This window comes from Pseudomonas sp. TZ252, from assembly GCF_056110345.1.
In genome coordinates, this window is the sequence record NZ_CM148566.1 from 4,343,069 (window position 1) to 4,367,400 (window position 24,332).

Consider the following 24,332-nt stretch of genomic DNA (forward strand, 5'->3'; position numbering starts at 1 on the left):
CCGCTCAGCCGTTGCTGGTGCTGCCGCCCCATTCGAGGAAGCGGATCTTGTGCAGCTCGCCGCTATGGTCCTCGTAGACCACGGTCACCGGCACTACGCCGGTCCTGGTCGAATTGTCGGTACGGTGCAGGACATTCTTCACGTCCAGTTGCATGCCGTAGTGGTATTCCTCGACCGGCAGGCCGCGGCCCGGGTCCTTGTCCACGTCCTGGGCGAAGGCCATGGGGGCGAGGCTGGTGATGACGGCGGACACGACAGAGGCAAGTTTCATTCTGTGATTCTCCGTAGCGATGGGGCGAAATCCCCGGTACCGAGCACTGGCATCCTTGGTCGTCCGTGGCCGACGCCAGGTGGACGGGGACGATGCGGCAGGCGTCGGGATCGAGCCGGGGCACGGGTTCGATAAGAACACCGTTTCGCTGGCGGAAAAAATCGAAGCGCGTGCTAGTCGAGATCGACGGCGGTGATGATTGCCGCGAAAAGGCCCGTTGCAGAGCCTTTGACAAGGTCACCCAGGCCGGGCGGCGCGAGCCGCCGCCCGGTGCCGAGGCTTCAGTCGACGCCGACGAAGCCGCCGGTCTGGTGTTGCCAGAGGCGCGCATAGAGGCCGCCATGGGCGAGCAACTCGGCATGCGTGCCGCTTTCGGCGATGTGGCCCTTGTCCAGCACCACCAGGCGGTCCATGCGCGCAATGGTCGACAGGCGGTGGGCGATGGCGATCACCGTCTTGCCCTGCATCAGGGTCTCCAGGCTTTCCTGGATCGCCGATTCGACTTCCGAGTCCAGCGCCGAGGTCGCTTCGTCGAGGATCAGGATCGGCGCGTCCTTGAGCAGCACCCGGGCGATGGCGATGCGCTGGCGCTGGCCGCCGGAGAGCTTCACTCCGCGTTCGCCGACATGGGCGTCGAAGCCGCGGCGGCCCTCGGCGTCGCTGAGCAGCGGGATGAACTCGTCGGCGCGAGCCTTGCGCACCGCTTCCATGAGTTCCGCGTCGCTGGCGCCGGGGCGGCCGTAGAGCAGGTTGTCGCGGATCGAGCGGTGCAACAGCGAGGTGTCCTGGGTGACCATGCCGATCTGCGCGCGCAGGCTTTCCTGGGTCACCCCGGCGATGTCCTGGCCATCGACCAGGATGCGTCCGCTCTCCAGGTCGTACAGGCGCAGCAGCAGGTTGACCAGGGTCGACTTGCCGGCGCCGGAAGGTCCGACCAGGCCGATCTTCTCGCCGGGCCGGACCTTCAGGTCGAGACCCTGGATCACGCCGCTGCCCTTGCCGTAGTGGAAGGCGATGTGCTCGAACTCCACCTCGCCGCGCTCTACCCGCAGCGGCTGGGCGTCCTCGCGGTCGACCACCTTGCGCGGCAGGGCGATGGTCTGCATGCCATCCTGGACCTGGCCGATGTTCTCGAAGATGCCGCCGACCACCCACATGATCCAGCCGGACATGTTGTTGATGCGGATCACCAGCCCGGTGGCCAGGGCGATGGCGCCCACCGAGATCAGCTCCTGGCTCCACAGCCACAGGGCCAGGCCGGTGGTGCCGGTGATCAGCACGCCGTTCATCACCGTGATGGTCACGTCCATGGAGGTCACTACGCGCCCGGCGCGTTGCGACTTGAGGGTCTGGTCGCCGATCGCTTCGCGGGCGTAGTCCTCTTCCTGGCGGGTGTGGGCGAACAGCTTCAGCGTGGTGATGTTGGTGTAGCCGTCGACGATCCGCCCCATCAGCTTCGAGCGCGAATCCGAGGCCTCCACCGAGCGGCGCTTGACCTGGGGAACGAAGTAGGCGAGGGCGCCGACGTAGGCGAACACCCACAGCACCAGAGGGATCATCAGGCGCCAGTCGGCCTCGGCGAACAGCACCAGGGCGCTGACGGTATAGATCAGCACGTGCCAGAGGGCGTCCACCACCTGCACCGCCGAATCGCGCAACGAGTTGCCGGTCTGCATGATGCGCTGGGCGATGCGCCCGGCGAAATCGTTCTGGAAGAAGCCGAGGCTCTGCTTGAGCACGTAGCGGTGGTTCTGCCAGCGGATCAGGTTGGTCATGCTCGGGTTGATGCTCTGGTGCACCAGCATGTCGTGCAGGGCGTTGAACAGCGGGCGCAGGACCAGCGCCACCACCGCCATCCAGATCAGTTCGTTGGCGTGCACGCGGAAGAACTCCGCGCTGGGCGTGCTCTGGGCGAGATCGACGATGCGGCCGAGGTAGCTGAACAGCGCCACCTCGATCAGCGCGACGATCAGGCCGACCACCAGCAGGGCCAGGAACACCGGCCAGACCTGGCGCAGGAAGTAGACATAGAAACGCAGCACTTCGCTGGGCGGCATGCGTTCGGAAGCACTGCGGAACGGGTCGATCAGACGTTCGAAACGACGATAAAGCATGATGGCTCTCTTCTGGAGCGGGCCCGTCCTGGGCCCGCCGGATCAAGCCCCTGCGGCTGGACTCAGAGGCGTTTGGCGGACAGGATCACCACGTCGTCGCTCGGCACGTCGGCGAAGCCGTTGCGGCGGGTGGTGGGAACCTTGGCGATCTGGTCGACCACGCCCATGCCACGCACCACCTTGCCGAACACGGCATAGCCGAAGTCGCGGGCACCATGGTTGAGGAAGTCGTTGTCGGTCAGGTTGATGAAGAACTGGCTGGTGGCCGAGTCGACCACTCCGGTACGGGCCATGGCGAGGGTGCCGCGCTCGTTGAGCAGGCCGTTGTCGGCCTCGTTCTTGATCGGTGCACGGGTCTTCTTCTCCTGCATGCCGGCGCTGAAGCCGCCGGTCTGCACCATGAAGCCCGGGATCACGCGGTGGAACAGGGTGCCGTCGTAGTAGCCGCTGTCGACGTACTCGAGGAAGTTCTTCACGCTGATCGGCGCCTTGGCCGGATCGAGTTCTACCTCGATCTCGCCGAGGCTGGTGGCGATCAGGACGTGCGGCTTGGCGGCAGGCGTGGCGGCCAGCAGGGAACCGGCGAAGAGCAGGGTGCAGGCGGCGATCAGGAGACGTTTGAGCATGGTTGTTCCTTGGTTTTATCGATATCGGCGAGGAAGCCGAGCAGGGTGGTGTTGAAAATCTCGGGTTGGTCCATCGGCGTGGCGTGGCGGGAGTCCTCCACCACCACCAGGCGGGCGTCGGCGATCCGCTCGCAATAGGCCTGCTTCAGCGATACCGGCGTGTAGTCGCGATCCGCGCTGATCACCAGGGTCGGACAGGCGATCTCGGCCAATCGTTCCTGCACGCCCCAGCCGATGATCGCGTCGAGGCTGGCCAGGTAGGCGCGCTTGTCGTTCTCCGCCCAGCGCGCCTCGATCTTCTCTCGCAGCCCGGCCTGTTCCGCCTTGGGAAACAACAGCCGGCCGAGGGCGCGGCCGATGGTCCGCAGGCTGAGCAGGCGCGAGAGGAGCTTGCGCTTGGCCACCTCCAGATGTTCGCGAGGCTTGCGCGGGATGACTTCCGGAGTGCTGTTGACGATGGTCAGGCTGCGCAGCAGGTCGGGTCGGTCGCAGGCCAACTGGAAGCCGATCATCCCGCCCATGCTGATGCCGACCAGGTGTACCGGGCCGCAGCCGAGCCGGTCGAGCAGCGCCGCGCAGTCCTCGGCGAAGCCGGCCATGCTGTAGCCGCCGCGCGGCTTGCCGGAGCGGCCGTGGCCGCGCAGGTCCGGGACCAGCAGGCGGTAGCGGCCCAGCAGGGCCGGCAACTGGTATTCCCAGTCGCGGGCGCTCGAACCGAGACCGTGCAGCAGCAGGACCGGCGCGCGCTCGGTGGGACCGGGGTGGTCGTCGTAGACGAGGGTGCAGTCGCGGTGCTGGAAGTCAGGCATCTGCGTTCACTCGGCGGCCGGTTCGGGCGCCGCGAAGGGCGCGTTGAGCGGTACGTTGGCGAACGACTTGAGCATTTCCATGAGGATCTGGCTGGCCGGGCCGAGCGGCTTTTCCTTGTTGGTGTAGAGGTAGAAGCGGCTCTGCCGCACGCCGCCCTGGCTCAGCGGCAGCGGCTTGAGCTGGCCACTCTGCAGTTCGCGCTCGATGATGTGTCGCGGCAGCCAGGCGAAGCCCAGGCCGTTGCCGACGAAGGTCGCCGCGGTAGCCAGGCTGCCCACCGTCCAGCGCTGTTCGGCGCCCAGCCAGCCGTGGTCGCGCGGCTGTAGCCGGCCGCTGTCGCGGATCACCACCTGCATCTGGGTTTCCAGGTCCTGGTGGGTCAGTTCGCGTTGCAGGCGGTGCAGCGGATGGTCGGGGTGGGCCACGGCGACGAACTCGACCACGCTGAGGTCGGCGCCGAGGTGGCCGGGAATGATCAGGCCGCTGATCGCCAGGTCGGCGGCGCCCTGGATCAGCGCTTCCTCGACGCCGGAGAGCACTTCCTCGCGCAGCAGCACGCGACAGCCGCGGCTCTGCGGCATGAAGGCGGACAGCGAGCGGACGATCCGCGCGGTGGGGTAGGCGGCGTCCACCACCAGGCGCACCTCGGGTTCCCAGCCCTGTTCCATGTGGTGCGCCAGTTCCTCCAGTTGCCCGGCCTGCTTGACCAGTTGCCGCGAACGGCGCAGCAATACTTCGCCGGCCTCGGTCAGCACCGCCTTGCGTCCGTCGATGCGCAGCAGCGGCACGCCGAGCTGTTCCTGCATGCGCGCCACGGTATAGCTGATCGACGATTGCGAGCGGTGCAGGGCTTCCGCGGCCTGGGCGAAGCCGCCGTGGTCGACCACCGCCTGCAGGGTCCGCCATTGGTCCAGGGTTACGCGTGGCGCTTTCATTTCCGCCTCCTCGAATGCAGGGATGCCTCGCCGGCGTTTCCGCGGCCGGCAGGCGATGACGAGTGCGCCGGAGGGGCGACTTCGCTTATCGTGTCGTCGGCGTCCTGTACGGGGTAGCTGTCCATTCTCTTGACGTACGGGATGCCGTGGTTTTCAGGGTGTTGCCATTTTTCCATCTGTCGCTACCGGGAGTCCGGCCATGAAAAGGCTTTGCTGTTTCGCACTATCGCTGCTGCCCCTGTCCGCTTTCGCCTATCCGATCGAGGTCGACCCGCAACTCAACGGCACCGAGGTCTCCTACAGCACCCAGGACATCGGGCGCGACATGGGCGCGATCCTTCTCACCAACCTGGGAGGCCAGGCGGCAGAGTGCACGGCGGTGTTCCGCAACGGCCCGGAGACCCCGAAAGTGCGCAAGGGCGTGATCCAGCCCGGGCAGAACAGCAACTTCACCGCGCAGTTCGGCCGCGACATCATCAAGTTGCGGATCAAGCTGACCTGCAAGATCGCGAAATAGAGCGTTCTCTCACCGAAAGACTAGGTGGTGCCTGTTTATAAATCAACCTGGTCGATATTTAACAGCGGTTTTTTCAACTTTTTAATCGATTAATCATTCTCTACCCTCACCTCCATCGTTGTAGCGCAGTGGGTGGAGGTCGAGTCATGTCCCGTGTCCTGGTTATCGAGAGCAGTGCCCGCCAACGGGGCTCGGTTTCCCGCCTGCTGACGGCGGAATTCATCTCCCACTGGAAAATCGCGCATCCCGCTGATCGCTTCCAGGTTCGCGACCTGGCGCGCGAGCCGCTGCCGCACCTCGATGAATTATTGCTGGGAGCCTGGACCACCCCCTGTGATGGCCATAGCGCTGCGGAAAGGCGCGCCCTCGAGCGTTCCAATCGCCTGACCGAGGAGTTGCGGATGGCGGACGTGCTGGTGCTGGCGGCACCGATGTACAACTTCGCCATTCCCAGCAGCCTGAAGAGCTGGTTCGACCATGTGCTGCGCGCCGGCCTGACCTTCCGTTACGCCGAGCAGGGGCCGGAAGGCCTGCTACAGGGCAAGCGCGCCTTCGTTCTCACCGCCCGCGGCGGGATCTACGCCGGCGGTGGTCTCGATCACCAGGAACCCTATCTGCGCCAGGTGCTGGGCTTCGTCGGCATCCACGACGTCACCTTCATCCACGCGGAGGGCATGAACATGGGCCCGGAATTCCGTGAGAAAGGCCTGGCGCGAGCCCGTGAGCGGATGCGGCAGGCGCTGGAAACCGACACCTCCCTTTGCGTCCCTCTGCCAACGCTCCGGTGATTGGACGCAGCACCCGGTCGAACCCCTTCCCCCCGCGTGTTCGACCGGGTTTTTTTATTCCCTGCGGACTTTCGATGGTTGCCGGTGTGACGGCCGGGGCGGATTCAGGCGCGCTCGGGATCGCCTCGTTCGTCGCCGACTGCGGTTTTCCTGCCCCGTGCACCGAGGCGCGCCGACAGCACGATGGCGAGGATGATCAGGGCACCGCCGAGGAACATCCGCGGCCCCGGCGTCTCATGGAACAGCAGCCAGGCGAAGGCGATCCCGTAGACCGGCTCCAGGGCGAATACCAGTGCCGCGGTGCGGGCCTTGACCACCGCCAGGCTGGCCACGAACAGGCTGTGCGCCAGGCCGGTGCAGAAGACGCCCAGCAGGGCCAGCCAGAGCCAGTCGAGAGCGGGTAGCGCCGGTAGTTCGCCGACCGCGAATGGCAGCAGGCACAGGGCGACTACCAGGTTCTGCCAGAGCGCCGCCTGCACCGGGCCGACCTGCCCGCTGTTGCTACGGTTGGCCAGCGACAGCAGGGCGAACAGCAGGCCGGAAAGGATCGCCCAGAGCAGGCCGAGGGTGGCGCCGCTGGCGAGGTCGAAGTTCGGCGTGACCAGCACCAGGCCAAGGCTGACCAGGACCACCAGCAGTCCTTCCGCGAGATGAATGCGCTCGCGGAAGAGCAGCCCTTCGAGGATTACCGTGAAGGCCGGGAAGCTGGCGAAGCCGAGGGTGGCGATGGCCACGCCGGCGGTCTTCACGGCGATGAAGAAACTCACCCAGTGGCCGGCCAGGAGCAGGCCGCAGAGCGCCAGGCGCAGCCATTGCGCGGGTCCCAGGGCGCGCCAGGCCTGGCCCGCGAGGCGGGCGAAGAGGCCGAGGGCGAGCACCGCGAACAGCGCACGACCGAACACGATCACCCCGGGGGAGGCGCTGGCCAGCTTGCCGAACACCCCGGTCAGGCCGAAGAGGAGGGCGCCGCCGTGCAGGGCGGCGAGGGCGGAACGTCGATTCATGGGGATCCTTCAGGCCAGGCGCGCACCGTTGGGCAGGGGCTTGTCGAAGCCGGCCAGGACCACCTTGTCCTCGCTATCGTAGACCCCGGTGATCAGGACCTCCGAGCGCACCCCGGCGATCTGCTTCGGAGCGAAGTTGCAGACGCAGAGGACCTGGCGTCCGACCAGTTGCTCGGCCTGGTAGTGTGCGGTCAGTTGCGCGCTGGAGGTGCGCAGGCCGAGCGGTCCGAGGTCGACCTCGAGGACATAGGCGGGTTTGCGTGCCTTGGGGTTGGGAGCGGCGCTGAGGATGGTGCCGACGCGCAGTTCGACGCGTTCGAAATCCTGCCATTCGATGATGTCCATGCTGACTCCTGTTCTGTCGATGGGCAGAGAGTAAGGAGTCGTGACGGATTTGTCTGTCGTGCGGCTAGCCGGTTTTGTCGCGGGACTCGCGACGCAGTTGTCGCGGGGTGACGCCGAACTCGCGGACCAGCGCTGCGGTGAAGGCGCTCTGCGAGGCGTAGCCGACCCGGGCGGCGATCTCGCCCACCGCCAGGCTGCTCTCCAGCAACAGTTCGTGGGCCTGGTGCAGGCGTCGGCTGCGCGCGTAGTCCATGGGCGTCTGTCCGGTCTCGGCGAGGAACAGGCTGTGGAAGCGCGCCACCGAAAGACCGGCCAGCCGCGCCAGGTCGGCTACCTGTAGCGGATGGGCGGCATGGCGGTCGAGGTAGGCGTCGAGGCTGGCCAGTGGCAGGCGGGGCTGCTGGCGCGGCGGCTGGCGCTCGCTGGCCAGGCTGGCGAGGAGCAGGCCGGCGCCCTGGTGGGCGATCACCGGGTCGTTGATCGGGCCGCTGGCCAGCCAGTTCACCAGTTGGCCCTGGGCGGGCGTCAGCGACAGCGCCTGCGGTCGCTCGAACAGCCGCCTACCGGCTTCGGCGTGTTCGCCCAGGCCCAGCAGCAGGCTGCCGTCGCAGGGCAGGTCGAGGACCAGGCAGCGGCTGCCGGAGGGACTCGAGCAGGCATGCCGGGCTTGCGCCGGAACCACCGCGAAGGTCTGCCGCAACACGCGGCTGCCGCGCCCCTCGACCTCGAAGTCGAGGCAGCCGCTGAGGCCCAGGACCAATTGGGCATGGTCATGGCTGTGGACGATCTGGTCGTGGCTGTAGTGGCGCAGGGAAAGGATCGAACCCATGGCGAAGCTCCCGGAGGCAGGCGCCCAGTCTACCCGCTGGCGCCGGCGACAGACAGCCGGGCCCTGTCACGCAACGGTCGCCGGCCTGTCACAGTCGTTTCACCGGCGCCGGCCAAGATCGGAAAAACACCGTCGGAGACCCGCCGATGAGCACCGCGCAACGCTTCACCTCGAACCGCAAGCAGCGGGTCCGGACCCTGTGGATCTCGGATGTCCACCTGGGGACGCGGGATTGCCAGGCCGAACACCTGGCGGCGTTCCTCAAGCGCTACCACGCCGATCGCATCTACCTGGTGGGCGACATCATCGACGGCTGGAAGCTGCGCGGCGGCATCTACTGGCCGCAGGCGCACACCAACGTGATCCGCCGCCTGCTCACCCTGAGCAAGCGCGGCACCGAGGTGATCTACGTCACCGGCAACCATGACGAATTCCTGCGCCGCTATTCGAGCCTGATCCTCGGCAACATCCGCCTGGTCGACGAGGCGGTGCACAGTACCGCCGACGGCCGCAAGCTGCTGGTGATACACGGCGACCAGTTCGACGTGATCACCCGCTACCACCGCTGGCTGGCGTTCCTCGGCGATTCCGCCTACGAGTTCACCCTGCTCCTCAACCGTTGGCTGAACCACTGGCGGCGGCGCTGGGGCTACGGCTACTGGTCGCTGTCGGCGTACCTCAAGCACAAGGTCAAGACCGCGGTGAACTTCATCAGCGACTTCGAGGAAGCCATCGCCCACGAGTGCCACAAGCGCGGGCTCGACGGGGTGGTCTGCGGGCACATCCACCATGCCGAGATCCGCCGCATCGAGGGCGTCGATTACCTCAACTGCGGCGACTGGGTGGAGTCCTGCACGGCGCTGATCGAACACTGGGACGGCAGCATCCAGCTCTACCGCCTGGCCGAGGAGCAGGCGCGGCTGGCGGCGCAGGCCGCGGCGGTCGAGCCGGCGGCATGAGGCTATTGATCGTCAGCGACGCCTGGTTACCGCAAGTCAACGGAGTCGTCACCAGCCTGCTGGCCCTGCAGCGCGAGCTGGAACTGCTGGGCCACCAGGTACGGGTGCTGTCGCCCGCCGACTTCCGCTGCCTGCCCTGTCCCAGCTATCCGGAAATCCCCCTGGCCTGGAACCTCTGGCGCCTCGGCGGGCTGATCGAGGCCTTCGCCCCGGATGCCGTGCACCTGGCCACCGAGGGGCCGCTCGGCTGGGCCGCGCGGCGCTGGCTGGGCAAGCGCGGCCTGGACTTCACCTCGGCGATCCATACGCGCTTTCCCGAATACCTGCGTGACCGCTGTCCGTGGCTGCCGCTGTCCTGGGGCTATGCCTTCCTGCGCGCCTTCCATCGGCCGAGCCGGGCGGTGCTGGTGAGCACCCCGCGCCTGCGCGACGAGTTCTGCGCCTGGCGCTTCCAGCACCTGCGGCTGTGGCGCAAGGGCGTCGATACCGAACTGTTCCATCCCGCCGAGACACCCGCGGCGGAAGAGCGGCCGCCGGTGTTCCTGTATGTCGGGCGGCTGGCGACGGAAAAGAACCTGGAGGCGTTCCTCGATCTCGAACTGCCGGGCGAAAAATGGCTGGTGGGCGACGGCCCGCAGCGGGCGGCGCTGGAGCAGCGCTATCCACAGGCGCGTTTTCTCGGCTACCGCCATGGCCGCGCGCTGGCCGACGCCTACCGGGCGGCCTCGGTGCTGGTGTTTCCCTCGCTGACCGATACCTATGGCCTGGTGATGCTCGAAGCACTGGCCTGCGGCGTGCCGGTGGCGGCCTTCGCCGTGCCGGGGCCGCTGGATGTATTGCAGCAGGGCGTGACCGGGGTCATGCACGAGGATCTTGGCGAAGCCTGCCGCCAGGCGCTGGCGCTGGATCGCCAGGCCTGCGGGCGCTGGGCGCGGGAGCAGTCCTGGCGGGTTTCGGCGGAGGAGTTCCTGGCGCTGCAGGCGAGCGGCCCGCGGACTGCGCCGGAATGGCGCGACGAACTGCCGGCGGCGCTCGACGAACTCAGAGGATGACCTTGTCGCGTAGGCGCTCGGCGGCCTGTTGCAGGGCCTGGATGACCCGTTCCTTGTCGTAGTTCTGGATGTTGTTGGTGTCCAGGTACATGGAGAAGCCGGGCAATTCGTGCTCGACGTAGCTGGGCGCGGCGCCGAGGTCGCGGCGCGAGTCCACCACCTGGTAGATCTGCACCGGGCGGCTGAAGCCCTTGACCGCGATCTGGCCCTTGTCGCGGCACATGATCACGTCCTTGATCAGCGAGTAGGTCTCGTGGGAAATGAGGATTTCGCCGGCTTCCGAGGCGCTTTCCAGGCGGCTGGCGAGGTTCACCTCGCGGCCGATGATGGTGTAGTCCATGCGCGTGTCGGCGCCGAAGTTACCCACCGTGCAATAGCCGGTGTTGATGCCCATGCGGATTTCCAGCGGCTTGGTGATGCCCTGGGCCCGCCACTGCTGGCGCAGCACCTTCATGTGCTTGCGCATGGCGATGCCCATCGATACCGCAGCCACCGCGTCCTTCTTCGCGCCCTGGGTGCTGGGGTCGCCGAAGAACACCATGACGCAGTCGCCGACGAACTTGTCGATGGTGCCGCCGTACTTGAGGGCGATCTTCGACATCTCGTTGAGGTAGTTGTTGAGCAGGTCGGTCAGGGCCTCGGCTTCCAGCTCCTCGGATAGCTCGGTGAAGCCGCGGATGTCGGAGAAGAACACGGTGAGCTTCTTGCGCTGGGTTTCCAGGCGCACGCTCTTCTTGCCGCTGAAGATCATTTCCCAGACCTGCGGCGACAGGTACTTGGCCAGGTTGCGCGCGAGCCGCGCGGCCTTTTCCTGCTCGCGGGCGATCTCCTGGCGCACCTGGGCCAGTCGCAGGCCCTGCTGGTGGCCGAAGAAGGCGGTGATGCAGATGTACAGTCCGCAGAACAGGATGCTGACCGCGGCCACCTCGACCGGGGTATTGCCCAGCAGCGGCGGGGCGACGAGCACGGCGACCAGCAGGGCGCTGCTGGCCGATACCAGCAGGGCCATGCCGAGCAGGCGCAGGCCGCCGATGACCAGCGCGGTGAAGCTCAGCACCAGCAGGAACATCAGGCTGGGCACCACGGAGAAGCCGAGCAGCGCCATGCCCAGGCCGCAGTGCACGGCGTCCACCGCGAGCAGGACGCGGGTCACCTTGCGCGGGTCGTGCTGGCGGAAGCGCTGGCCGAGGTGGTACGCCAGGTGCGGGTAGAGCAGCGCATAGGGCACCATCCAGAGGATGCCGTAGCTGAAATACTGGGTGTAGGTTCCCGCCGCGATGCTGGCGCCACAGGCGATATAGGCCAGCACGCGCGAATAGTATTCACGCATGGACGCGACGGACCGGCTCGTCGGCGAGCGGTCGGGGAGGGTAGGCTTCATGCGCTGGAGAGGATCCCTGTGTATTTTCGTCCTGGCTCGGCTTCGTGAGCTTTCCGCCTGAGGAATGGCGGTTGGCCAGGTTGCTGGCGGAATCTTAACCAAGCGTTTGCGCGGCGGCCAGTGACAGCTGAGCGATAGTTCAGGAAAGCGCACCGATCCGGGACCGACGGTCGTCCCGGCGGAGCGACCGGCCCGGGCGGCCGGCCGCGCGGGACGGGTCAGAAGCGGATGCGGCCGGTGAAGGCGTCCTTGAGCATCACCCAGTCGCCCATGAACGACCACAGCGGGTACTTGAAGGTGGCCGGGCGGTTCTTCTCGAAGACGAAGTGGCCGACCCAGGCGAAGCCATAGCCGACCAGCGGCAGCGCCAGCAGCCATAGCCACTGCTGGCTGGCCACGGCGAGGAACAGCACCGCCAGCACCAGCAGGCTGCCGACGTAGTGCAGGCGGCGGCACACCGCATTGCTGTGTTCCTGCAGGTAGTAGGGGTAGAACTCGGCGAAACTGTGGAAACGCTCGTCGTCAGGGCTGCTCATGGAATGCCTCCTCTCGTTGTGTCCGCGCAGTGTAGTGCGGGCCGCACGATGTCGCGGATGACATACAGGGCCAGTTTAGTATCCTTGGGCCGCCAGGCCGGTCGACGGTCGGCGTGCCTCCCGCCAGAACAAGAAGAGACCGATGCCGGAACGTACAACCTTGTCCAGCTGGGTCCAGGGCATCGTCCTCGCCCTGGAGCTGGAAGGCCTCGACGGACGCCAGCTGTTCGCCGAGCTGGGCCTCGACTACCAGGCCTTGCAGGACCCCGACGCGCGCTTCCCGCAGGACGCCATGAGCCGTCTGTGGCAGCGTGCGGTGGCGCTCAGCGGCAACCCGGCGATCGCCCTGAACATCGCCCGGGTCCGGCGCCCGGCTTTCCACGTCGTCGGCTATGCGCTGATGTCGAGCCGCAACCTGGCGGAAGGCTTCGCGCGCCTGGAGCGCTACCAGCGGATCATCGCGGAAGCGTCCGACCTGACTTTCCGCCGCACGCCGCAGGGCTATCGAATCGGCGTCACGGTGCATGGCGATCGCCTGCCGGCGCCACCGCAGAGTGCCGAATGCTCGCTGGCCTACCTGGTGGACATGGTCCGCTGGATCACCGGCCGGTCGCTGGACCCGCTGGCGGTGGAACTGCCCGGCGCGCCCCGCGAGCCGCTGGCACCCTATGTCGAGCTGTTCCGCGCGCCGCTGCGCTTTCACGCCGAGGAGTTCGCGCTGGTGTTTTCCCGCGTCGACCTCGAGACGCCGCTACCCTCGGCCAACGAGGCGCTGGCCCAGTTGCACGATCGCTTCGCCGGCGAATACCTGGCGCGTTTCAGTACCAGCCGCATTACCCATCTGACCCGGCAGACCTTGTGCCGGCTGCTGCCGCAGGGAGAACCCAAGCGCGAACGGGTGGCCCAGGCGCTGCACCTGTCGCAGCGCACCTTGCAACGGCGCCTCCAGGAAGAAGGCACCAGCTACCAGCAACTGCTCGACGACACGCGCCGGGATATGGCCGAACAGTATCTCCAGCAGCCCGGCCTGACCTTGCTGGAAGTCGCCTACCTGCTGGGTTTCGCCGATCCGAGCAATTTCTTCCGGGCATTCCGCCGCTGGTTCGGCTGCACGCCCAACGAATACCGGGCGCGCCGCCAGGAGCGCCCGGGCTAGTCGCCAGGCCAGGCGGGACGCTTCAGGGCTGCACGGCGGGTTGCGCCGAGGCCTGGCGCAGGGTCCAGTCGAGAACCTGGGCCGACAGCGTATCGCCGGCCTTGCCGAAGGCGCTGACCACCGCCGCGACCTTCTTGCCATCCACCGGCTGGCTGACCTCGAAACGCCGGCTGGCGACCACGCGCTTGTCGTCGGTACGCACCAGGCGCGCGTCGTAGCGGATCAGCGCGCTGGCCTGGCCGTTCGGGTACTCGGTCTGGAAGGCGCGAAGGTCGCCGCCCAGTTCGAAATCGGCCTGCAGGTTGCTGTCGTCGCTGCTCAGGCCGCGGACCCGGCCGTCGGCCTGGAACGCCTGCATCAGACGATCGCGCAGCAGCGACGGCGCCGGATCGCTCCAGCGCGCGCCCTGGTACACGCTGATTTCGTCGCCGTGCGGGCGCACCGCGATGCGCGGGCTCTCCAGCACCAGGCTGGTACGCGGCCGGGCGATCCGCAGCGACCAGTCGACCGGCCGCGCGGCGGCGCTGGCCGGAGGGTTGTGCACCGGTAGCAGGTAGACCTGGAGGACCTGCGCCTCCGGCAGGATCGAGCAGGCGCCGAGGGTGGCGAGCGCGGCCAGGCCGGCGGCCAGGGACAGGCGACGCAGCGGGCGAAGGGCGAGCCTCATGGGGTGAACTCCTTGGTTTTTTCCCGGCCCAGCAGGTAGTTCGCCGGGTTCTCTTCCAGGCGCCGGCTGATTCCGCGCAGTGCCGCCAGGGTATCGCGCAGTTCGCTGACCGCCGGGCCCAGCTCGGCGAGTCCCTGGATGCCGCCGTCCAGCGAGTGGCGATTCTCGCTGATCAACTGGTCGAGGGTGGCGCTGGTGCGCTCCAGCGAAGCCATGGTCTTGTTGGCGTTTTCCAGCATCCCCTTGCCTTGCTCGTTGAGCAGGGCGTTGGCGCTGCGCATCAACTCGCTGGCCTGGGCCAGGGCGGCGTTGGCCTGCCTGCTCGCCTGGGCCAACTGCTGCATCACCGCGCTGACGTTCTCGCGCTCGGCGGAGAGCGCGCCGGTGGCCTGGTCGAGATGGTCGAGGGTGCGGCTGATGCGCGCTGTGTTTTCCTCGGAGAGCAGGTTGCTGAAGCGCGCGATGAGCTGGTTGATGTTGCCCATCAGGTCTTCGCCGTTGCTCAGTAACTGGGTCAGCGGCGAGGGCGTGGCGACGATCACCGGGATCTTCCCGTCCTTGCCCTCCAGCATCGGGCTGGCGGGCGTGCCGCTGCTGAGCTGGATGATCGAGGTGCCGGTGATCCCGGTGAGCGCCAGCTTGGCGGTGGTGTCCTGCTTGATCGGCGCGCTGGCCACCACGCGGATGCGTGCCCAGACCTTGCGCGGGTCCTTCGGATCGAGGCGGAGGAAGGCCACGTCGCCGACCTTGATCCCGCTGTACTGCACCGAGCTGCCCTGGGAAAGGCCACTGACCGCTTCGTTGAAGACGATGTCGTAGTAGTTGAACTTGCCCTCCGAGCCGGACTTGGCCAGCCACAGGCCGAAGAGCAGGGCGGCACCGATCACGATCACGCTGAACAGGCCGATCAACACATGGTGGGCTCGGGTTTCCATCTCAGTGATTCTCCGGCACGGCGGCGGCTTGGTGGGCGGCGCGCCCGCGCGGCCCGTGGAAGTATTCGCGGACCCAGGCGTCGTCGGTGGCGGCGACCCGTTCCAGGGTGTCGACCACCAGGACCTTCTTCTGCGACAGCACGGCGACCCGGTCGCAGATGGTGTACAGGGTGTCCAGGTCATGGGTGACCAGGAACACGGTCAGGCCGAGGGCGTCGCGCAGGGTACGGATCAGGTTGTCGAAGGCCGCCGCGCCGATCGGGTCGAGGCCGGCGGTGGGCTCGTCGAGGAACAGGATGTCCGGGTCCAGCGCCAGGGCGCGGGCCAGGGCGGCGCGCTTGATCATGCCGCCGGAAAGCGAGGCCGGATACTTGTCGCCGGCGTTGGCCGGTAGCCCGGCCAGGGCCAGCTTGACCTGGGCCAGGTGCTCGGCGTCGGCGCGCGGCAGGCCGGCGTTCTCGATCAGCGGCAGGGCGACGTTCTCCACCACGGTAAGCGAGGAAAACAGCGCGCCCTGCTGGAACAGCACGCCGAAGCGCCGTTCGACCAGGGAGCGGCGCTCCTCCGGCAGTTGCAGCAGGTCTTCGCCGAACACCCGCACGCTGCCGGAGGTCGGCCGGCGCAGGCCGACGATGCTGCGCAGCAGCACCGACTTGCCGGTGCCGGAGCCGCCGACCACGCCGAGGATCTCGCCGCGACGGACGTCGAGGTCGAGGTGCTCGTGGACCGCCTGGGCGCCGAAACGGTTACACAGGTCGCGGACCTGGATGATCGCCTGCGGGTTGTCCTGGCTCACCAGCCCATCTCCATGAAGAACAGCGCGGCGAGGGCGTCGAGCAGGATCACCACGAAGATCGAGTGGACCACGCTGGTGGTGGTGTGCTCGCCCACCGACTGGGCGCTGCCGCTGACCTTGAAGCCTTCCAGGCAGCCGATCACGGCGATCAGGAAGGCGAACAGCGGGGCCTTGCTGATACCGACCAGGAAATGCTGTACGCCGATTCCGTCCTCCATGATCGACAGGAACATCGCCGGCGGGATGTCCAGGGTCCAGGCGCAGACGGTCATGCCGCCGACGATGCCGCAGAGCATGCCGACGAAGGTCAGCATCGGTAGCGATACCAGCAGCGCCAGCACCCGCGGCAGCACCAGCAGCTCGATGGGGTTGAGGCCGAGGGCGCGGATCGCGTCGATCTCCTCGTTGGCCTTCATCGAACCGATCTGCGCGGTGAAGGCGCTGGCGGTGCGGCCGGCCATGAGGATCGCGGTGAGCAGCACGGCGAACTCGCGGAGGAAGGAGAACACCACCAGGTTGACCGTGTAGATGGTCGCGCCGAAGTTGGCCAGCACCGTGGCGCCGAGGAAGGCGATCACCGCGCCGACCAGGAAGGTCAGCAGGGCGATGATCGGCACCGCGTCCAGGCCGCTCTTCTCGATGTTCGCCACCAGCGGCGTGACCCGCCAACTGGCCGGGCGGACCAGGCTGCGGAGCAGGGTCTCCAGGGTCAGGCCGATGAAGCCGAGGAGTGCCTTGAGGTGCAGCCAGAAGGTCTCCATGGCACAGCCGATGCGAGCCAGCAGTTCGATGGCGGTGGTCGGCGGCTTGGGTTTTTCCGGTTCGCAGAAGTCGTGCAGGGCGTGGCCGACGGTCTTCAGCAGGGCCTGGCGCTCGCGCGGCAGGCCGGGCTCCAGCTCGGCGAGGTCGGCCAGGCGCTCGGCGCCGAGCAATTCGGCGAGCAGGGCGGCGCCGGCGGTATCCAGGGCGCCCAACTGGCTCAGGTCGAAGCTGGCGTTGCCCGCCACTTCGCTGCGCAGGCGCGTCACCTCGCGCTCCAGAGCCGTGTAGTGGGCGAGCGTCCAATCACCTATGGCTCTGACGCGGGCGGGCTGGGTGGAGCTATCCAGGCTCACGTGGCCGGGTTGCGGCTGTGTCGTCATGGTGCAGAAGCTTACACCGGCTTTTCAGTCCCTGAGTAGAGCCATTGCAGACAGGCCCGTGAGCGCTCAGTGGCGCCAGAACGCCGGGGTCAGCAGGACCAGCACGGTGATGATCTCCAGGCGGCCGAGCAGCATGCCGGCGGCCAGCAGCCACTTGGCGGCGTCCGGCAGGCTGGCGAAGTTGCCCGAGGGGCCGATGATGGGGCCCATCCCCGGGCCTACGCCGGCCACGGTGCTGGCGGCGCCGGTGAGGGCGGTCATCCAGTCCAGGCCGATCAGCGACAGGCAGAGGGCGAGCAGGCAGACGACGATGGCGAAGAAGAACGAGAAGGTCAGGATCGAGCGGACGATTTCCTCGTCCAGGCGATGGCCGTTGTAGTTCTGCTTGAGCACCGCGCGCGGGTGGATCAACTGGTAGAGGTTGGCCTTGAGCAGGGTGTAGGCGACCTGGAAGCGGAAGATCTTGATGCCGCCGGCGGTAGAACCGGAGCAACCGCCGATGAAGCCGAGGTAGAAGAACAGCATGATCGAGAAGTGCCCCCACATGCTGTAGTCGCCGAGGGCGAAGCCGGTGGTGGTGACCACCGAGGTGACATTCACCGCGACGATGCGGAAGGCATCCATCCAGGGCAGCTTGGAGGTTACCGCGTACCAGGTGCCCATCAGCAGCCAGGTCACCAGCAGCAGGCCGAGCAGGCCGCGGACCTGCTGGTCCTTGATCAGCGCCTTGCGGTGTCCGCGCAGGGTGGCGACGTAGAGCGCGAATGGCAGGCTGCCGAGGATCATCACCACTACCGCGGTCCAGTGCACCGCTGGCTGCTTCCACTTGGCCAGGGATTGGTCGGAGGTGGAGAAACCGCCGGTGGAAATCGCCGACATGGCGTGGTTGACCGCGTCGAACGGGCTCATGCCCGCGCCCCAGAAGGCCAGGCTGCCGAGCAGGGTGATGCCGACATAGGTGGCGACGATGTACTTGGCGACCATGTGCGAGCGTGGCAGGACTTTTTCCGAGCGGTCCGAGGATTCGGTCTGGAACAGGCGCATGCCGCCGATCCGCAGCATCGGCAGGATCGCCACGGCCATGGCGATGAAGCCGATGCCGCCCAGCCAGTGCAGCAGAGAGCGCCAGATGAGGATGCCCGGGGACATGTCGTCCAGCCCGCTGAGCACGGTGGAGCCGGTGGCGGTGATTCCCGACATGCTTTCGAAGAAGGCATCGGTGTAGCTGATGTGCTGCTGCAGGACGAACGGCAGGGCGGCGAAGATGCATACCAGCACCCAGCTCGATACGGTGAGCATGTACATGTCCCGCGGGCGCAGGTGGACATGCTCGGGACGTCCCGGCAGGACCAGGCCGAGGCCGGTGACGAAGGTGGCGACGCTGGACCAGATGAATGCCTGGATGCCTTCGGTACGGTCGAAGGCGAGCATGGTCAGGATCGGGACCAGCATGCTGGCGGCCAGAGTGATCAGGAAGATGCCGATGATGAAACCGAGGATACGTAGGGTCGGCAAGGCCATGGATCGTGGGGCTCTGGGCTGTGGCGGACCGGCCATTCTACCAGCCGTCCGCGGAGAGTAAATCTGCCGCTGCACCCCTCTTCACAGCTGCCGCGAAATCGCTAGAATCTCGCTTCGCCCGCCGGCGCTCGCCGGTTTCTCTGGTGTTCTGCCAACCATGTCCACTGACAATCCGTGTCTTACCTGCGGCGCCTGCTGTGCGCATTTTCGTGTGTCTTTCTATTGGGGCGAGTGCCGTTCCGCAGGCGGCGTCGTACCCGACGAACTGACCGTCCGCATCAGCCCGCAGATGGTTGCCATGAGCGGTACCGAGAACAAGCCGGCACGCTGCGTCGGGCTGCTCGGCGAGGTCGGTTGCGGCGTTCGCTGCACCGTCTACGAGCAGCGCTCGAGTACCTGCCGCGAGTTCGAGGCGGCCTGGGCCAACGGCCAGCCCAACCCGGCCTGCGATGCCGCGCGCGCCGCCTACGGCCTGCCGCCGCTGACCCCGCCGCTGCAGCCGCACCTGGCGCCGGGACGGGTCGCCTGAGAGCGGGCGTGAGCCTGGCGATTGCGTCTACAATGGCGATTTCGTTTCTGACAGGAGTTCGCCCATGGAGGCTCTCGACGCCTTGCTCACTCGCGTTTCCCACGCCCGCCTGAGCGATCCCGCGCCCTCGCCGGAGCAGCTCGACCGGCTGTTCCGGGTCGCCTTGCGTGCCCCGGACCACGGGCAACTGCGGCCCTGGCGCTTCATCCTGGTAGAGGGCGAAGGCCGCCGGGCCCTGGGCGATCTCTACGCCCGCGCCCTGGCGAGCCGCCAGCCGGACGCCGCCGAGGAAGCGCTGGCCAAGGCCCGCAACATGCCGCTGCGCGCACCGCTGCTGGTCGTGGCGGTCGCTTGCCTGCAGGACCACCCGAAGGTGCCGCACGCTGAGCAACTGCTGGCTGCCGGCTGCGCCGCCCACGGCCTGGTGCTGGGCGCCTATGCCCAGGGACTGGGGGCGATGTGGCGGACCGGCGAGATGGCCACCGATCCGGTGGTGCACGCCGGCCTGGGGCTCGGCGAGCAGGAGCGGATCATCGGCTTCGTCTACCTGGGTACGCCGATGGGCGAGTTGCGCACGCCGGCGGAACTCGACCCGACGGCCTTCGTCAGCGCCTGGCCGGGCTGAGCGGCAACAGCAGGCGTACGCACCAATACGCGCCCTGGGCGTGCCAGAGCAGTCGTCCGCCCTGCCAGCCGGCCAGTCGTCGGGCGGCTTCCACGGCCGCCGGCAGCCAGCGCCGGCCTTCTTCCGCCTGGCCGAGGATGTCCAGGCGCAGCCGGCCGTGGCGTGCGTCCAGCGCCGGATTCAGTGTGATGCGCTGCCACGGGCGGGCCTGCGCGGCGCCGCCGAGCAGGCCGTAGAGCGCCTCGTGCAAGGCCGGGCGCCAGCTTTCCAGCGGCCAGGTGCCGCGTTCCGGCAGGTTCAGGTCGAGGCGCGCCCAGCGATGCCGCAGTTGCTGGGCGACCTGTCCTAGCTCGACCGCCAGGACCAGCGATTGCGGTTCGTCGCCGGGAGGTTCCGGCGGCGGCGCGATGGCCTGGGCGAGCGGGCGTTCATCGAGGAACAACGAAGCGGGAAGAGTCATGCCGGATGCTCCTGGGGAATTGTTCATCTGGGCGCGGCGTCATTCGGTCGCCTTGCTCCGTAGCGGCAGGCTGAGGGTGGCGATGAAGCCGCCGTCGGGATGGTTGCCCAGGCGCAGGTGCCCGCCGTGGCGCTCGATGGCGCGGCGGGCGATGGCCAGGCCCAGGCCGTGTCCCGGGCTGCTCTGGTTGGGTGCGCGGAAGAACGGCTCGCCCAACTGCTCCTGCAGTTCGGCGGCGATGCCTGGCCCATGGTCGCGGACGCTCAGGCGCAGGTAGTCGCCGGCGCTGCTGGCACGCACCTCCAGGGGTTGGCCGACGGGGTTGAAGCGCACGGCGTTGCGCAGCAGGTTGTCTACCGCGCGTTCGAACATGTCCGGCCAGCCGTCGATGCTCAGGTCAGGCGCCACCTCCAGGCGGATATCCTGTTCCGGAGCCAGCAGCAGGGCGTCTTCGCGCAGCCGCTGGAGCAGCGGTAGCAGGGCGATCCGTTGGCTCGCGCCGGGTTCGGCGTCGAGCCGGGCGAGGGCGAGGATCTCGCCGATCAGCGCTTCCAGGCGGTCGCATTCCTGTTCCAGGCGCGGCCACATCTGCGCCCGCGCTTCCGGTTCGGCGCGTTCGGCCAGGGCCAGGGCGATGCGCAGGCGCGCCAGCGGCGAGCGCAGTTCGTGGGATACGTCGCGGAGCAACTGACGCTGGCTGCCGATCAGGCTTTGCAGGCGTTCGCCCATGCGGTTGAAATCGCGCGCCAGGGTGCCCAGTTCATCGCCGCGCCGCGCCAGGCGGGCCAGGCTGTCCTTCTGGTAGGCGGTCTGGCCGAGGTCGTGCACGGCGCGCCGCAGACGGTTCAGCGGACGGGTGATGGACAGCGTCAGCAGCAGGCTGAACAGGGTCAGCACCACCAGTGCGATGCCCAGCGCGCTGAGCGGCCAGAGCAGGCTGCCGCGGTGCCAGGCCTCCAGCTCCGGGTGCGGGATGCGGTAGATGAACAGATAGGTATGGTTGCTCTGCGGGCTGACGTATTCCTGGCTCAGCTGGCGCCAGGGGAAGCGCGGCAGGTTGCGGTCGCTGGTGCGCGGCGGGCGGTGGTGGGGGCGCGGCAGGTAGGTGCCGTCGACCAGGCGCTGGCCGCTTTCATCGAGCACCTGGATGGAAATCCCGTAGTCGCGACGGCGTTGCTCCAGCAAGCCCTGGGCCGCGTAGCTGCCCTGTTCTTCGTAGAGGGCGGTCCACTGCTCGGCGAGATCCTTCAGGCCAGGATGGCGGGCGATGATCCAGGTGTCCTGGTTCAGCGCACGACCCAGCAGGATGGACAGCCCGGCGACCAGCAGCAGGGCCAGCCAGAAGGCGGCGAGGATTCGCCAGAAGAGTGAACGCATGGTTTTCCTGTTGAATCGCATGTCGGGCCGGCCGCGAGGGTAAACCCCTAGGATATGCGATTCCGGCTGGTCGGAAGACCGCTACCGGAGGACCCGGTAGCGGTGGCTCGGACGTCAGTTGGACTTCTTGTCGGCCTTCCATTGCTGGAATTCGGCCCACTCTGCCTTGCGCTGCTCGCGCTTCTTCTGCAGTTCGTCGAACTTCTTCTGCTGCTCGGGGGTGAGCAGGGCGCGGATGTCCTTCTGGGTCTTCTCGTGGCTGGCCTTGAGTTCGTCCTTCAGGGCCTTCTGCTCGGCCGCCGGCAGCTTGGCCAGGTAGCGCTGGGTGATCTCGTGGCGGGCCTTCATTTGTTCGCCCATCAGTTTGCCCATCTGCTGGCGCTGTTCGCGGGTCAGGTCCAGTTCCTTCATCGGGCCGCCATGCCGGGGACCGTGCTGGCCCATCATGTGGCCGCCTTCCATCGGCGGGGGTGGCAGGTCGTTGGCGGCGGGCGCGGCCATGGCGAAGGTCGGCAGGGCGGCGGCGATGAACAGGGCGGTTAGCGTCTTGCGCATGGTGTTTCTCCTTTCTGGGTCCGGCCATTTACCGGATGAGCCCAGTCTAGGGAGGTCAAGGTCAAGCGCGGTCAGCCCTGGGTAAAGCTTGGGTAAAGACCTTGTGTCGGCGGGCTGACGAAACCCGCTCAGTGGCTGTAGTAGTAGCCGCGGCCGCGCAGGGCGAGGATGCGCGGGCTGCCGTCGGGGTGGCTGCCGAGCTTCTTGCGCAGGTTGCTGACGTGCATGTCCAGGCTGCGGTCGTAGAGGGTCAGCTTGCGGCCCAGCGCCAGTTGCGCCAGGGCCTGCTTGTCCAGCGGCTCGCCGGGCTGGCGCAGGAGCGCTTCGAGGATGCGGCTTTCGGAAAGGGTCAGGCTGATCTCCTGGCCGTCGATCTGCGCCACGCCGCGCGTCAGGTTCAGCGACAGGTCGCCCAGTTGCATCTGCGCGCTGGGTTGCGCCGGGTGGGTTCGCCGCAGCACGGCGCGCAGCCGTGCGGTGAGTTCGCGCGGGTCGCAGGGCTTGGCCAGGTAGTCGTCGGCGCCCAGTTCCAGACCGAGGATGCGGTCCAGCGGCTCGCCGCGGGCGGACAGCATCAGCACCGGCAGGTCGGGATGGTCGCCGCGCAGTTGCTTGAGCAGTTCCAGGCCGCTACCGTCCGGCAGCATCACGTCGAGCACCACGGCATCCGGTGTCTGCTCGGCGAGGGCGCGACGGGCCTGGGCGCCGTCGTGGCTGGCACGCACGGAGAAACCTTCCTGGACCAGCCAGGTACCGAGCAGCTCGCAGAGCTCCCGGTCATCGTCGATCAACAGCAGTTCGCTCATCGAGTGTCGCTCAATTGATCCATTCGCGTCGCTGTCGCCGGCGGCCGCGGCTCAGGGCACCGAGGACGAACGCGAGCAGGGCCGTGGCGGCGCCGGCGACATACCAGGTCTGCTCTTCCGTGAGCAGCGGCGGTTGCCGCTGCGCCTGGGCCGCCTGCAGCTGCTCGCGCAACTGGCGGTTCTCCTGGCGCATACGACTGACCAGTTCGTCGCGCTGGCGTTCCGTTTCCACCAGGCGGCGCTCCAGTTCGGCGGTAGCCTGCGTAATGGAAGGTTGCGCGGCTGGAATCGGTGCCGGCGCGGGTTCCTCGGCCAGGGCCAGGGAAGCTCCCAGGCTCAGCAGCAGGCAATGGGCAGCGGATGGACGCATCATGACTCCTTGTACCGATGAAGCGACGGATTGCACTGTCTTCCGGTTCGCCCTTCCGGCTTGGCGAAAGCGCCGGGCCGGCCTGGTTGCGCTGCGGCGGGCACCGGAAAGCGGCGTCCGGTGCGAAAACGTTTGCCGGGAGGGCGACCGGGCCGGCCGCCGGTACCCGGCGACTGCCTCAGGGCAGGACTTTCTTGAACGGCTTGACCACCACCTCGGCGTACACCCCGGCGGCCCGGTAGGGATCGGCCTCGGCCCAGCTCTGCGCCGCGGCCAGCGAATCGAATTCGGCGACGATCAGGCTGCCGGTGAAGCCGGCGGCGCCCGGGTCGTTGCTGTCGATCGCCGGGTGCGGGCCGGCGAGTACCAGGCGGCCTTCTTCCTTCAGCTGTTCGAGACGGGCCAGGTGGGCCGGGCGGCTGGCCAGGCGGCGTTCCTGGGAAGCGGGGATGTCACGGGCGATGATCGCGTAGAGCATGTCAGTCCTTGGGCTTTTCGCCGGTATCGGCGTCGTGCAGGTGGCGAGCCAGGAACAGGCCCTGGCCGATCAGGAACAGCAAGGTCATGCCGAGGCTGCCGAACACCTTGAAGTCCACCCAGAAGTTCGGATAGGTGAAGACCACGTACAGGTTGGCGAAGCCGCACACCAGGAAGAACATCACCCAGGCGATGTTCAGGCGCACCCAGAGGCCCTGCGGCAACTGGATGGCATGGCCCATGATGCGCTGGATCATCGGCTTGTCGCCGATGAAGTGACTGCCGGCGAAGGCCAGGGCGAACAGCCAGTTGACCAGCGGCGCCTTCCATTTGAGGAAGGTGTCCTCGTGGAAGGCCAGGGTCAGGCCGCCGAGGACCAGGCAGGCGCCGAGGGTGAACCACTGGCTCTTTTCCAGGTGGCGGTGCTTGAGCCAGAGGGCGCCGTAGACGATCACCGAGGCGAGGATCAGGGTCGCGGTCGCGCCGTAGATGCCACTCAGATTGAACCCGGCGAACTCGACGTTCTGAGGGTCTATCTTGTAGACGATGAAGAACAGGATCAGTGGGATGAAATCGATGAATTGCTTCATGGTGGCAGTCAGGACACGGTTGAAACGGCATAATAGCAACCTCTGGATGTTCTGAAACAGTCATCCTGTCTTTCCGAATGCGTCAGGCCTGTGCCGCAGGCGCATTCGCCAGGTGGAGCAGGCTCCCCGGACCCATGAACGGTACGTCTCGATACCGCG

The 24,332-nt window shown here is 67.4% G+C and carries 29 protein-coding genes; 7 read left to right on the forward strand and 22 right to left on the reverse strand.

The features are described from left to right. Positions 1-4: 4 nt before the first annotated feature. The 5 genes from ACYAF3_RS20110 to ACYAF3_RS20130 all read right to left on the reverse strand — a co-directional run bounded on the left by ACYAF3_RS20110 (position 5) and on the right by ACYAF3_RS20130 (position 4,756). On the reverse strand, positions 5-271 hold the full coding sequence (locus tag ACYAF3_RS20110) for a DUF2790 domain-containing protein (RefSeq protein WP_003091540.1): 267 nt from the start codon (positions 269-271) through the stop codon (positions 5-7). Positions 272-552: 281 nt separating this feature from the next. After that, a complete protein-coding gene (locus ACYAF3_RS20115) occupies positions 553-2,385 on the reverse strand; it encodes an ABC transporter ATP-binding protein (protein ID WP_003109184.1) in 1,833 nt (610 codons plus the stop codon). A gap of 62 nt (positions 2,386-2,447) precedes the next feature. After that, positions 2,448-3,011 carry a peptidylprolyl isomerase PpiA gene (gene ppiA / locus ACYAF3_RS20120; protein WP_003114812.1) on the reverse strand — a complete coding sequence of 188 codons (564 nt, stop codon included), beginning with the start codon at positions 3,009-3,011 and terminating at the stop codon, positions 2,448-2,450. Continuing rightward, the gene (locus tag ACYAF3_RS20125; RefSeq protein WP_003114813.1) at positions 2,993-3,820 is read right to left on the reverse strand and encodes an alpha/beta fold hydrolase; all 828 of its coding nucleotides are present in this window, start codon (positions 3,818-3,820) and stop codon (positions 2,993-2,995) included. The genes ppiA and ACYAF3_RS20125 overlap by 19 nt, the downstream gene beginning before the upstream one ends. Before the next feature lie 6 nt (positions 3,821-3,826). After that, the gene (locus ACYAF3_RS20130) at positions 3,827-4,756 is read right to left on the reverse strand and encodes a PA3225 family LysR-type transcriptional regulator (RefSeq protein ID WP_003091534.1); all 930 of its coding nucleotides are present in this window, start codon (positions 4,754-4,756) and stop codon (positions 3,827-3,829) included. 199 nt (positions 4,757-4,955) lie between these two features. Between ACYAF3_RS20130 and ACYAF3_RS20135 the strand changes: the two genes are divergently transcribed. Together ACYAF3_RS20135 and azoR3 are read left to right on the forward strand one after the other, a co-directional pair. After that, complete coding sequence (locus tag ACYAF3_RS20135) at positions 4,956-5,273, forward strand: hypothetical protein (RefSeq protein WP_003091533.1); 318 nt, start codon at positions 4,956-4,958, stop codon at positions 5,271-5,273. A gap of 146 nt (positions 5,274-5,419) precedes the next feature. Then, on the forward strand, positions 5,420-6,061 hold the full coding sequence (azoR3, locus tag ACYAF3_RS20140) for an FMN-dependent NADH-azoreductase AzoR3 (RefSeq protein ID WP_003114814.1): 642 nt from the start codon (positions 5,420-5,422) through the stop codon (positions 6,059-6,061). A 104-nt stretch (positions 6,062-6,165) separates the two neighbouring features. Here azoR3 and ACYAF3_RS20145 read toward each other — a convergent pair whose 3' ends face one another. From ACYAF3_RS20145 to ACYAF3_RS20155, 3 genes are all read right to left on the reverse strand, one after another. Further along, entirely contained in the window at positions 6,166-7,065 is a 900-nt protein-coding gene (locus ACYAF3_RS20145) for a DMT family transporter (protein WP_003116401.1), read from the reverse strand. A 9-nt stretch (positions 7,066-7,074) separates the two neighbouring features. Beyond that, a complete protein-coding gene (locus ACYAF3_RS20150; protein ID WP_023083390.1) occupies positions 7,075-7,410 on the reverse strand; it encodes a tRNA-binding protein in 336 nt (111 codons plus the stop codon). A 64-nt stretch (positions 7,411-7,474) separates the two neighbouring features. Continuing rightward, positions 7,475-8,239: a helix-turn-helix domain-containing protein gene (locus ACYAF3_RS20155; RefSeq protein WP_003114816.1), complete on the reverse strand. Its 765-nt coding sequence runs from the start codon at positions 8,237-8,239 to the stop codon at positions 7,475-7,477. A 146-nt stretch (positions 8,240-8,385) separates the two neighbouring features. Between ACYAF3_RS20155 and ACYAF3_RS20160 the strand changes: the two genes are divergently transcribed. After that, positions 8,386-9,198, forward strand: a complete 813-nt coding sequence (locus ACYAF3_RS20160; RefSeq protein WP_003091510.1) for a UDP-2,3-diacylglucosamine diphosphatase — start codon at positions 8,386-8,388, stop codon at positions 9,196-9,198. Continuing rightward, the gene (locus ACYAF3_RS20165) at positions 9,195-10,250 is read left to right on the forward strand and encodes a glycosyltransferase family 4 protein (protein WP_023093910.1); all 1,056 of its coding nucleotides are present in this window, start codon (positions 9,195-9,197) and stop codon (positions 10,248-10,250) included. The genes ACYAF3_RS20160 and ACYAF3_RS20165 overlap by 4 nt, the downstream gene beginning before the upstream one ends. On the opposite strand, the gene ACYAF3_RS20170 is transcribed toward ACYAF3_RS20165, so the two are convergent. After that, entirely contained in the window at positions 10,240-11,631 is a 1,392-nt protein-coding gene (locus ACYAF3_RS20170) for an adenylate/guanylate cyclase domain-containing protein (RefSeq protein WP_019485235.1), read from the reverse strand. The two genes, ACYAF3_RS20165 and ACYAF3_RS20170, sit on opposite strands and share 11 nt — an antisense overlap. 218 nt (positions 11,632-11,849) lie before the next feature. Then, entirely contained in the window at positions 11,850-12,167 is a 318-nt protein-coding gene (locus ACYAF3_RS20175; RefSeq protein WP_003091504.1) for an Mpo1-like protein, read from the reverse strand. A 142-nt stretch (positions 12,168-12,309) separates the two neighbouring features. On the opposite strand from ACYAF3_RS20175, the gene ACYAF3_RS20180 reads away from it, so the two are divergent. Then, positions 12,310-13,323 (forward strand): AraC family transcriptional regulator, encoded by a 1,014-nt coding sequence (locus ACYAF3_RS20180; protein ID WP_003114821.1) that lies wholly within the window; start codon positions 12,310-12,312, stop codon positions 13,321-13,323. A 22-nt stretch (positions 13,324-13,345) separates the two neighbouring features. Here ACYAF3_RS20180 and ACYAF3_RS20185 read toward each other — a convergent pair whose 3' ends face one another. The 5 genes from ACYAF3_RS20185 to ACYAF3_RS20205 all read right to left on the reverse strand — a co-directional run bounded on the left by ACYAF3_RS20185 (position 13,346) and on the right by ACYAF3_RS20205 (position 18,384). Beyond that, a complete protein-coding gene (locus ACYAF3_RS20185; protein WP_003109195.1) occupies positions 13,346-13,990 on the reverse strand; it encodes an ABC-type transport auxiliary lipoprotein family protein in 645 nt (214 codons plus the stop codon). Next, positions 13,987-14,925, reverse strand: a complete 939-nt coding sequence (locus ACYAF3_RS20190; protein WP_058137189.1) for an MlaD family protein — start codon at positions 14,923-14,925, stop codon at positions 13,987-13,989. Before ACYAF3_RS20190 ends, ACYAF3_RS20185 begins: the two co-directional genes overlap by 4 nt. A gap of 1 nt (position 14,926) precedes the next feature. After that, positions 14,927-15,721, reverse strand: coding sequence for an ABC transporter ATP-binding protein (locus ACYAF3_RS20195; RefSeq protein ID WP_003091499.1), 795 nt, complete (start codon positions 15,719-15,721; stop codon positions 14,927-14,929). After that, positions 15,718-16,863: an MlaE family ABC transporter permease gene (locus tag ACYAF3_RS20200; RefSeq protein WP_004363206.1), complete on the reverse strand. Its 1,146-nt coding sequence runs from the start codon at positions 16,861-16,863 to the stop codon at positions 15,718-15,720. The genes ACYAF3_RS20195 and ACYAF3_RS20200 overlap by 4 nt, the downstream gene beginning before the upstream one ends. A 66-nt stretch (positions 16,864-16,929) precedes the next feature. Then, positions 16,930-18,384 (reverse strand): TrkH family potassium uptake protein, encoded by a 1,455-nt coding sequence (locus ACYAF3_RS20205; protein ID WP_003091497.1) that lies wholly within the window; start codon positions 18,382-18,384, stop codon positions 16,930-16,932. Between the two features lie 157 nt (positions 18,385-18,541). On the opposite strand from ACYAF3_RS20205, the gene ACYAF3_RS20210 reads away from it, so the two are divergent. Further along, positions 18,542-18,913 (forward strand): YkgJ family cysteine cluster protein, encoded by a 372-nt coding sequence (locus ACYAF3_RS20210; RefSeq protein WP_003114826.1) that lies wholly within the window; start codon positions 18,542-18,544, stop codon positions 18,911-18,913. Positions 18,914-18,977: 64 nt separating this feature from the next. Beyond that, a complete protein-coding gene (locus ACYAF3_RS20215) occupies positions 18,978-19,538 on the forward strand; it encodes a nitroreductase family protein (protein ID WP_003114828.1) in 561 nt (186 codons plus the stop codon). Here the strand turns inward: ACYAF3_RS20215 and ACYAF3_RS20220 are convergent. The 7 genes from ACYAF3_RS20220 to ACYAF3_RS20250 all read right to left on the reverse strand — a co-directional run bounded on the left by ACYAF3_RS20220 (position 19,519) and on the right by ACYAF3_RS20250 (position 24,173). Continuing rightward, on the reverse strand, positions 19,519-19,998 hold the full coding sequence (locus ACYAF3_RS20220; protein ID WP_003114829.1) for a hypothetical protein: 480 nt from the start codon (positions 19,996-19,998) through the stop codon (positions 19,519-19,521). The two genes, ACYAF3_RS20215 and ACYAF3_RS20220, sit on opposite strands and share 20 nt — an antisense overlap. Positions 19,999-20,037: 39 nt before the next feature. Beyond that, positions 20,038-21,375 carry a HAMP domain-containing sensor histidine kinase gene (locus tag ACYAF3_RS20225; RefSeq protein WP_031640535.1) on the reverse strand — a complete coding sequence of 446 codons (1,338 nt, stop codon included), beginning with the start codon at positions 21,373-21,375 and terminating at the stop codon, positions 20,038-20,040. A gap of 114 nt (positions 21,376-21,489) precedes the next feature. Then, positions 21,490-21,930: a Spy/CpxP family protein refolding chaperone gene (locus ACYAF3_RS20230; protein WP_003114831.1), complete on the reverse strand. Its 441-nt coding sequence runs from the start codon at positions 21,928-21,930 to the stop codon at positions 21,490-21,492. A 128-nt stretch (positions 21,931-22,058) separates the two neighbouring features. Further along, positions 22,059-22,736, reverse strand: coding sequence for a response regulator transcription factor (locus ACYAF3_RS20235; RefSeq protein WP_003091491.1), 678 nt, complete (start codon positions 22,734-22,736; stop codon positions 22,059-22,061). Between the two features lie 10 nt (positions 22,737-22,746). Beyond that, positions 22,747-23,109, reverse strand: a complete 363-nt coding sequence (locus ACYAF3_RS20240) for a hypothetical protein (RefSeq protein ID WP_003114832.1) — start codon at positions 23,107-23,109, stop codon at positions 22,747-22,749. Positions 23,110-23,284: 175 nt separating this feature from the next. Continuing rightward, the gene (locus ACYAF3_RS20245; protein WP_003091489.1) at positions 23,285-23,584 is read right to left on the reverse strand and encodes a YciI family protein; all 300 of its coding nucleotides are present in this window, start codon (positions 23,582-23,584) and stop codon (positions 23,285-23,287) included. Between the two features lies 1 nt (position 23,585). Then, entirely contained in the window at positions 23,586-24,173 is a 588-nt protein-coding gene (locus tag ACYAF3_RS20250; RefSeq protein WP_023130790.1) for a septation protein A, read from the reverse strand. Positions 24,174-24,332 lie beyond the last annotated feature (159 nt).

What these genes read in the sequence shown, in the direction of transcription:
- ACYAF3_RS20245 (WP_003091489.1), bottom strand. Translation starts at nt 23,584, where the DNA reads ATGCTCTACGCGATCATCGCCCGTGACATCCCCGCTTCCCAGGAACGC.
- ACYAF3_RS20220 (WP_003114829.1), bottom strand. Translation starts at nt 19,998, where the DNA reads ATGACTCTTCCCGCTTCGTTGTTCCTCGATGAACGCCCGCTCGCCCAG.
- ACYAF3_RS20240 (WP_003114832.1), bottom strand. Translation starts at nt 23,109, where the DNA reads ATGATGCGTCCATCCGCTGCCCATTGCCTGCTGCTGAGCCTGGGAGCT.
- ACYAF3_RS20215 (WP_003114828.1), top strand. Translation starts at nt 18,978, where the DNA reads ATGGAGGCTCTCGACGCCTTGCTCACTCGCGTTTCCCACGCCCGCCTG.
- ACYAF3_RS20155 (WP_003114816.1), bottom strand. Translation starts at nt 8,239, where the DNA reads ATGGGTTCGATCCTTTCCCTGCGCCACTACAGCCACGACCAGATCGTC.
- azoR3 (WP_003114814.1), top strand. Translation starts at nt 5,420, where the DNA reads ATGTCCCGTGTCCTGGTTATCGAGAGCAGTGCCCGCCAACGGGGCTCG.
- ACYAF3_RS20225 (WP_031640535.1), bottom strand. Translation starts at nt 21,375, where the DNA reads ATGCGTTCACTCTTCTGGCGAATCCTCGCCGCCTTCTGGCTGGCCCTG.
- ACYAF3_RS20205 (WP_003091497.1), bottom strand. Translation starts at nt 18,384, where the DNA reads ATGGCCTTGCCGACCCTACGTATCCTCGGTTTCATCATCGGCATCTTC.
- ACYAF3_RS20170 (WP_019485235.1), bottom strand. Translation starts at nt 11,631, where the DNA reads ATGAAGCCTACCCTCCCCGACCGCTCGCCGACGAGCCGGTCCGTCGCG.
- ACYAF3_RS20165 (WP_023093910.1), top strand. Translation starts at nt 9,195, where the DNA reads ATGAGGCTATTGATCGTCAGCGACGCCTGGTTACCGCAAGTCAACGGA.
- ACYAF3_RS20210 (WP_003114826.1), top strand. Translation starts at nt 18,542, where the DNA reads ATGTCCACTGACAATCCGTGTCTTACCTGCGGCGCCTGCTGTGCGCAT.
- ACYAF3_RS20180 (WP_003114821.1), top strand. Translation starts at nt 12,310, where the DNA reads ATGCCGGAACGTACAACCTTGTCCAGCTGGGTCCAGGGCATCGTCCTC.
- ACYAF3_RS20230 (WP_003114831.1), bottom strand. Translation starts at nt 21,930, where the DNA reads ATGCGCAAGACGCTAACCGCCCTGTTCATCGCCGCCGCCCTGCCGACC.
- ACYAF3_RS20175 (WP_003091504.1), bottom strand. Translation starts at nt 12,167, where the DNA reads ATGAGCAGCCCTGACGACGAGCGTTTCCACAGTTTCGCCGAGTTCTAC.
- ACYAF3_RS20150 (WP_023083390.1), bottom strand. Translation starts at nt 7,410, where the DNA reads ATGGACATCATCGAATGGCAGGATTTCGAACGCGTCGAACTGCGCGTC.
- ACYAF3_RS20125 (WP_003114813.1), bottom strand. Translation starts at nt 3,820, where the DNA reads ATGCCTGACTTCCAGCACCGCGACTGCACCCTCGTCTACGACGACCAC.
- ACYAF3_RS20115 (WP_003109184.1), bottom strand. Translation starts at nt 2,385, where the DNA reads ATGCTTTATCGTCGTTTCGAACGTCTGATCGACCCGTTCCGCAGTGCT.
- ACYAF3_RS20185 (WP_003109195.1), bottom strand. Translation starts at nt 13,990, where the DNA reads ATGAGGCTCGCCCTTCGCCCGCTGCGTCGCCTGTCCCTGGCCGCCGGC.
- ppiA (WP_003114812.1), bottom strand. Translation starts at nt 3,011, where the DNA reads ATGCTCAAACGTCTCCTGATCGCCGCCTGCACCCTGCTCTTCGCCGGT.
- ACYAF3_RS20110 (WP_003091540.1), bottom strand. Translation starts at nt 271, where the DNA reads ATGAAACTTGCCTCTGTCGTGTCCGCCGTCATCACCAGCCTCGCCCCC.
- ACYAF3_RS20130 (WP_003091534.1), bottom strand. Translation starts at nt 4,756, where the DNA reads ATGAAAGCGCCACGCGTAACCCTGGACCAATGGCGGACCCTGCAGGCG.
- ACYAF3_RS20250 (WP_023130790.1), bottom strand. Translation starts at nt 24,173, where the DNA reads ATGAAGCAATTCATCGATTTCATCCCACTGATCCTGTTCTTCATCGTC.
- ACYAF3_RS20160 (WP_003091510.1), top strand. Translation starts at nt 8,386, where the DNA reads ATGAGCACCGCGCAACGCTTCACCTCGAACCGCAAGCAGCGGGTCCGG.
- ACYAF3_RS20190 (WP_058137189.1), bottom strand. Translation starts at nt 14,925, where the DNA reads ATGGAAACCCGAGCCCACCATGTGTTGATCGGCCTGTTCAGCGTGATC.
- ACYAF3_RS20235 (WP_003091491.1), bottom strand. Translation starts at nt 22,736, where the DNA reads ATGAGCGAACTGCTGTTGATCGACGATGACCGGGAGCTCTGCGAGCTG.
- ACYAF3_RS20135 (WP_003091533.1), top strand. Translation starts at nt 4,956, where the DNA reads ATGAAAAGGCTTTGCTGTTTCGCACTATCGCTGCTGCCCCTGTCCGCT.
- ACYAF3_RS20145 (WP_003116401.1), bottom strand. Translation starts at nt 7,065, where the DNA reads ATGAATCGACGTTCCGCCCTCGCCGCCCTGCACGGCGGCGCCCTCCTC.
- ACYAF3_RS20200 (WP_004363206.1), bottom strand. Translation starts at nt 16,863, where the DNA reads ATGACGACACAGCCGCAACCCGGCCACGTGAGCCTGGATAGCTCCACC.